The 5,327-nt window shown below is 39.3% G+C and carries 6 protein-coding genes; all 6 read right to left on the bottom strand.

The genetic code is table 11. From position 1 onward, the window contains the following. Positions 1-508 (bottom strand): carcinine hydrolase/isopenicillin-N N-acyltransferase family protein (locus ACEW8O_RS09045; RefSeq protein WP_373494302.1); only part of this gene is annotated, 508 nt, incomplete at its 3' end. Positions 509-727: 219 nt separating this feature from the next. Continuing rightward, on the bottom strand, positions 728-1,873 hold the full coding sequence (locus ACEW8O_RS09040; RefSeq protein ID WP_373494301.1) for a nitrilase-related carbon-nitrogen hydrolase: 1,146 nt from the start codon (positions 1,871-1,873) through the stop codon (positions 728-730). A 140-nt stretch (positions 1,874-2,013) separates the two neighbouring features. Continuing rightward, a complete protein-coding gene (locus tag ACEW8O_RS09035) occupies positions 2,014-3,399 on the bottom strand; it encodes a flavin monoamine oxidase family protein (RefSeq protein WP_373494300.1) in 1,386 nt (461 codons plus the stop codon). An 86-nt stretch (positions 3,400-3,485) separates the two neighbouring features. Continuing rightward, positions 3,486-4,154 carry a hypothetical protein gene (locus ACEW8O_RS09030; RefSeq protein WP_373494299.1) on the bottom strand — a complete coding sequence of 223 codons (669 nt, stop codon included), beginning with the start codon at positions 4,152-4,154 and terminating at the stop codon, positions 3,486-3,488. Between the two features lie 102 nt (positions 4,155-4,256). Next, a complete protein-coding gene (locus ACEW8O_RS09025; protein WP_373494298.1) occupies positions 4,257-4,838 on the bottom strand; it encodes a TlpA family protein disulfide reductase in 582 nt (193 codons plus the stop codon). A gap of 48 nt (positions 4,839-4,886) precedes the next feature. Then, positions 4,887-5,327: TlpA family protein disulfide reductase (locus ACEW8O_RS09020; protein ID WP_373494297.1), on the bottom strand; the 441-nt coding region annotated here is incomplete at its 5' end.

Below are 5,327 nucleotides of genomic sequence, written 5' to 3'. Positions count from 1 at the left end.
CTTCATTTGGGTCAGCAATGATAAAGCTGTTGTGGTAGAAAAAATCTTTGTTTCTGTAAGCCCCACAGGCATCTTGGCCATATTGTAAAAGTAACGAAGTGATCGTTTTGACAGCCTCAGGCGCTGTCCGGCACCTTTCCAAGGCAAGTCTCAACATATCCATACCTGTCAACCCATCATTCTTTTTTGGGATTTTGACATTTGTGAATACCGCTTCATTTCCTATGACCAAGCACAATTCATTGATCCCCATCTCAGCACCCCACATTTGGAAAGGTTTGGAAAGAATGACTTCAAAGGTTTCTTCAACTTGGGGAATGCTGATATAGGTGCATTGGAGGGTGTTTTTACCGTTGTCACTCATGCCATGACTCTGAGTCATGGCATGAGTTATCTTTGGGAAATGAATAATTCCCTGCGCCTCATCAGGTTCCCTATCCGAGTTTTTACCAAAAATCAGATTTCCGTTTTTTGTAAATTCAGGAAGGGCTACCAGCGTGTCGCACATAGGAAGTTGTAAGTTTTTGAGTGGTTTAAATTTAAGATTGTAAAATTGTAAAATTTCAAAATTTTAAAATTGGTTTAAGAATAACCTAAAATCCCAGATCCCCTAACAATTCTAAATCCTCACGCCTGTTTGTCACTAAAGTCTCGGCTCTCGCTTCTCGTTTCTCGTCTCTATTTCTCATATCTCACGTCTCACATCTCACGTCTCAAGTCTCAAGTCTCAATAATCCATATTCCAAATCCCACCTTTTTCTGCTTTTTCTATTTCAAGAAGTTTTCCTTCCTTGATGAAAAAAGGTTGCCCGTCGGTTCCCAACTCCCAAAGTTCACCTCGAAGAAAAACATTGGCCCCTATTTTGGCACCGGAGGATCCTATTCTTCCCGGAAGTGCATATTTCTCCCAAGCCTGTTTTTCGGTGATATTTCCAATATCATTCAGATCCACATCTGATGGGGGAGGTGCGCCGTTGTATCCTCCCCAAACCACATCCATGGCCCCATCAATTGCACAATAGGAATTGACCAATACAGCTTCAACTCCCTGAATGGCCTGATAGGATTCAGGATACCAGGAATCGGCGCAGACCAAAACCCCGATATTGGCAAATGGAAGTTCGAATTTAGGGATTTGGACAACAGGAGAGGCTTTTACAAAAGGATGCTCAGAATCAATTGGAAATGCCTTTTTGATTTCCTGGTTTAATATTTTCCCCTGTAGGTCAAAAATAAATGAGGTGTTATAAATAGGTTCCATCAATTCAACAGCGATTTTTCCGTTCTCCACACTCGGGCCTGGCAATAGGATAGATCCTGCTGAGATATACACCTTATAGGTAGATGCCAAAGAACTGAAAGTATTTTGATAAATTTGGGCCATTTGTTCAGCATTCATCCGAAAAAGTCCGGCGGTTATTCTGTCAGATTCATGTTTTGATTTCCGATAAAATTTGAAAAATTCAAACGGATGATTCAAAACCAATTGTGCCATTGCCCAAGTTAAATTTCCTGCATTGGCCACCGATTCCTTTTCATCCGCAATGACCAACCAAGTCCCCAGATACTCAGGAAGCAAGACTATGGTGTTTACTCTAAGGAAACCATTCTCATGCGCAGCCTTAAAATAAGCGTCCATTTTGGCCAAAAACTGTGATTCACCCAGGTAATCAGTTTCCAACATATAAGGCTGAATCCCAACGATATTCCTGTTCAAATTTAAAGAATCCCCATTTTCACAGGTATCACAGCTTATCTGAGAAACAGTAGATATCTCTGCGCTAACAGGAGGTAATTCAGACTTAAAACTAAAATTAGCCCAAATAACCCAAATCAAAATAACCACCAAAAACCCAAAACCGATTTTTCTCATTTTAATTTTTTTCGATCCTTTTTAACTTTATAAATCTCAAACTTGTCAAGTTTTAAATCCCAAATCACAACCTTAGAACAGGCAGATCTAAAATCTAAAACCTGCCTTCCAACAAATCTAAAATCTAAAATCTTACATCATCAATCCTCCATCCCCAACTCCCCAACAGCCCTTTCCCCGGCCCTTACTGCACCTTCAATATACCCATACCATTGATCCGAACTTTCTGTACCTGCCCAAAATATATTGCCCTCAGGTTTGACATAAGTATTTTGAAACCCTGTCCACGCCCCCAAAGGGTATATCCCGGCATAACACCCCTGACTCCAGGCTTCATCAGTCATGTAAATATCCTGGTACATTATAGGTTGAAGCGCCTCCTCGCCAAAGTAGGAATGAAGCTTTTCCAGCATGAGTTGTTTTCTTTTAGCTTCTGGTTTCCTGAAGTATTCCTCAGCCCGGTCAGCAATGGTAAATCCAAGGATAATTCCATATCCACCATCATTGGGTGAGCTGTCAAACATGGTCTGAAAGGGAGAGTCTTCATCTGCCAAAGCCTGTCCGCTGAAATCATTTTCTCTCCAAAAGGGCTTTTGATAAACCATAAAACATTTACCCACTTTACCCATATATATCCCGCTGATTATTTGTTTTTTCAAAGTTGATAATTCAGGTGAAAACCTGATATCATTAATTAAGGGAGGAGGTACGGCCATAATTACTTTTTTGCATGAAAATGAAAAGTTCTCTCCCTGTACGGTAACACTTTCTTCATTTTGGATTATTGATGTTACTGCATGGCCAAACCTGATTTGATCCTTGAAAAGTGCCGCCATTTTTTCCGCCAAAAGTTGCATACCTCCTTCTGCCCGGTGTTGCTGGGCGCCATCTTTGATTGAAATCAAAGCTTGAAGGCTGTGTCCGGATTTGATGTAGAATAAGGCATGAAGCAAAGAGATTTTACTTAATTCAATTGCCAAAACTGTTTCAAGAGCATATTTGACAACTTGGTGGCTTTCTTTGGTCAGACAGTATTTGGAAATGAAATCAGACAACTTGGTTTGGTCCAATACCTTTGCTTTTGGATGATTCCATGGGTCTGAGACAGTAATCTTTTTTGCCATGCGGTCCAGTTTCTTCAAAACCCAATCCAAATTGAGTAATGAAAGCAGGTTCATTTTTGGGATCAGCCCTTTATATTTTCTGATCTGACCGTTGATTTCCAGGATGTTGTAGCCTTTGTTGTATGTTTCAAAAAGATTGATTTGGTATTCTTCACACAATTCATACATCCTTGTCTGTGATGAACCTATCCATTGTCCACCCAAATCCAGGTACAGGTTTTCAGGGAATTGTTTGGTGTAAACCCTTCCACCGATCCTGTTCCTTGCCTCCAGGACAAGAAAAGCTTTATTGGCCTGATGAAGTTTTCTTGCCGCGGCAATTCCCGAGAAACCGGCACCTACGATAATGACATCCAACATTTTAAATTTCCAGTTTAAATTCCTTCCCCGTTCCCATGTCAAGAGATTGGGTTTTGGCTTGAAAAATCCCCAATAAAAACCGAATCTGCAAGAGGTCTTTGCTTTTAGTAAGAGTGTGGTGTTTAATTTTAAAAATGGAAAGAAAAGCGTATGGCCCGAAGGGGTATCATTCCAAAACCCAGACTCTTAGATTTGCTTTTGCTTGCTGTATTAGTGTTGGCGTTTGATTCAGTTGTATAAGAATAGAAACCTAAATCGGCACCTGTTTCTACTGAAGCGGAAAAGTGTTTGGAAAAATGGTATCTAATTCCTAAAAAGCCAATTGTGCCTATGCTGTATGAATTCTCTTTGATAGTGAAGTCGGTTTGATTTGTGGAACCAGCTGTTACATTAAAGGATGAGCGACTGTAACCTAGATTTAAGTCTGCACCGTAATACCCAATGATTCTAGATTGAATTTGTTTTTGCCACTCTTTCCCTAAGAAAACATTCAGGTTTTGATTATTTCTGTCTACCAAATCGGGATCAAAAGTTGATGTACTATTTTCAGTAGATGCAATATTTGCACCTAAATGGGCTCCAACTCGAAAAGCAACATTTTTCCCATTTTTACTTACATAATGTTGGCGATAGAGTAGGCTAGAGGGGTAATTCCCTTGGATAATTGGTGCAAAATCCAAAGAGAGTTCGTGCTTGGTTTCCGAATAATCAAAGATCTTGCCTTCCGATGTCTCTTGGGCGATTGTACTGAAGTGAATTCCGGTTACGAGTAATGTGATCAAAAAGCCAATTTTCATTTTGTTTGGTTTATGGTGAATTATTAAAACCATTACGGGAAAAGCAAAAAATCAGCTAAAGGTTAATTAGTTTATTTTATAAGCTATTAAAAATCAAGTATTTTATTTTTGGCTAGTAAGAAAGTTTCTGAATTCCTCAGTATCAAAATTACTCATACCTTCCTGATAAAAAATGATCTCTCCATCGGGACTGACGACCATTGTAGTAGGGATAGATTGACTTTGGAGTGAATTATTCAATCCATAAGCAGCGTGTACCACCGGGAAAGTAAAGCCTTTGCCATCGATGTACTTTTTGCTCTTTTCAAAATCTTTGTCCAAAGCAATCATCAGAAATTCAAGGTCTTCAGTGTCTTTGACTTTCTTGTACATTTCAGAAATATGTGGCATTTCGGCACGACAGGGAGGACACCAAGTGGCCCAAAGGTTGATAAAAACCGTTTTTCCTTGAAAGTCTCTCAAGTCCACCATATTTCCCTGCATGTCCACAAACCTTCCTGTGTAGTCAAATTCCTGATGCTCTCTGTCTACCAAAATGATTTTTGGTTTTTTGAGTCCTGTTGCCAAAAGCAAAGATTGTACACCTCCCATAATAGGAGTAATCAACCCTGTAAAATATAAAAAGGCAAATACTGCAAGCATGATGCCCCAGCTTTTCATTTCTTTTTTCCAATCAATCTTCATTCTTTGGGTATTTGGGTGAAAGCTGTATATTTTGGAAAAAGGGATGGCTTATTGAGATGATTTACCTCCTGCAATAAGAAATGATTTAAAATCTTTCGTATCAAAATTATTCATGCCTTTGTGGTGAAAAACTACTTCGCCTTGTGGACTGACCACGACCGTCACAGGTATTGTTTTGGAATATAGAGAACTGTTCAGACCGTCATAAGCATGATAGATCGGAAAGGAGAAATTCTTATCTGAAACGTAAGCTTTGCTTTTTTCAAAATCCTCATCTATAGCAATCATCAGGAATTCGACATCTTGATTGTCTTTTAATTTTTCATAAAGACTATTGATATATGGCATTTCTGCCCTACAGGGACCACACCAAGATGCCCAAATATTGATAAATAGCGTCTTCCCTTTAAAATCCGAAAGGTCAACAGGAATGCCTTCTAGCGTTAAGAGTGAACCTTCATAATTAAAGCTAACTGCTTCAGGATTTGA

It is taken from the genome of Aquiflexum sp. (assembly GCF_041749095.1).
GTDB lineage: Bacteria > Bacteroidota > Bacteroidia > Cytophagales > Cyclobacteriaceae > Aquiflexum.
The sequence above is the reverse complement of the archived record's forward strand: the minus strand, read 5'-3'. Positions and strand labels throughout refer to the sequence as shown.